General features: G+C 31.9%; 2 protein-coding genes. Both read left to right on the top strand.

Features of this window, described 5'->3' with window-relative positions; all coding sequences use genetic code 11:
- Window positions 1–90: 90 nt before the first annotated feature.
- Complete coding sequence (locus BAZO_RS10055) at window positions 91–387, top strand: DUF4298 domain-containing protein (RefSeq protein ID WP_003331352.1); 297 nt, start codon at window positions 91–93, stop codon at window positions 385–387.
- Between the two features lie 28 nt (window positions 388–415).
- On the top strand, window positions 416–880 hold the full coding sequence (locus BAZO_RS10050; protein WP_003331351.1) for a tyrosine-type recombinase/integrase: 465 nt from the start codon (window positions 416–418) through the stop codon (window positions 878–880).
- The last annotated feature ends 232 nt before the right edge of the window (window positions 881–1,112 follow it).

The following is a 1,112-nucleotide window of genomic DNA, read 5'->3' as shown; positions in this document are numbered from 1 at the left end:
TCAACTAGCAATTCGGGTCTTTATTAAATACTAATGATTGCATTAAAAATTGCTTTTTGAGATAATTGCTAAAAAAGAGAGGATTCTCAAATGGATAACAAAGATATAGAGCTGATTCAACAAATGGAAAACAAATATGACACTTTTATGCCAGTCTTAACTAATTTAATTGATAGTGTTGAAAAATTTAACTCAATTTACAATAACTATATTGAATTAAGAAATTTTTATGGTAGTGAAAAATGGTTTGAATATATGGAAATTGAAAAAATCCCAGTAAAATGTGGTGTTTTAACAGAAGACCAATTATTTGATATGATTAGTGATCATAATGAACTTCTTGGAGTATTACTTGACCTAACTTCAAAAATGTACAAAAATTTTTAAAAATATCAAAGATTCAAATATCTTAAAAATGGTGCAGGATACACTACTTGATAGTTTTCGTGCTGGTCGTCGCAACTATACAATTTTCCAAGTTGGGAAAGCGACCTTGTTAAGAGTAAGTGATGTCATGAAATTAAAGAAAACAGATGTCTTTAATCTTGATGGAACAGTCAAACAAACTGCATTTATTCATGATCAAAAAACAGGTAAGGGAAATACGTTATATTTAAAACCTGTCCAACAAGATTTAATGCTTTATCATGCATGGCTAACCCAACAAAACATGAATTCAGAGTGGTTATTTCCTTCAACTTCTCGTCCTGATCGTCCTATTACCGAGAAACAGTTTTATAAGATTATGGCACGAGTTGGTGATCTTTTAGGAATTAACTATCTAGGAACGCATACCATGCGTAAAACAGGCGCTTATCGGGTCTATACCCAGTCAAACTATTATTGGCTTAGTTATGCATTTATTAAACCATTCAAGTGAATCCATGACCTTAACGTATCTTGGATTAGATCAAGCTAGTCGAGAAACGATGTTAGACCAAATTGATTTTGGGTAATGAATGTTTAGAACTTAGTAGTCGTCCAAAAACGACTACTTTTTTTGTTGAATCGTCCTTGGACGATTCGATGCTTTTGACTTGTAAGAACAGGATTGAATGAAGCCATACTGTTCGCATATTTTTAGTGGATGAACAAACAAAATACGAGAGATT

It is taken from the genome of Schinkia azotoformans LMG 9581, from assembly GCF_000307855.1.
In the GTDB taxonomy this organism is placed as follows: domain Bacteria; phylum Bacillota; class Bacilli; order Bacillales; family Bacillaceae_J; genus Schinkia; species Schinkia azotoformans.
Note: the sequence above shows the minus strand (reverse complement) of the source record. Positions and strands in the feature narration are given on the sequence as shown.

Bases quoted from the DNA above. Each gene is read 5' to 3' on its own strand.
- BAZO_RS10055 (WP_003331352.1), top strand. From the start codon at position 91: ATGGATAACAAAGATATAGAGCTGATTCAACAAATGGAAAACAAATAT.
- BAZO_RS10050 (WP_003331351.1), top strand. From the start codon at position 416: ATGGTGCAGGATACACTACTTGATAGTTTTCGTGCTGGTCGTCGCAAC.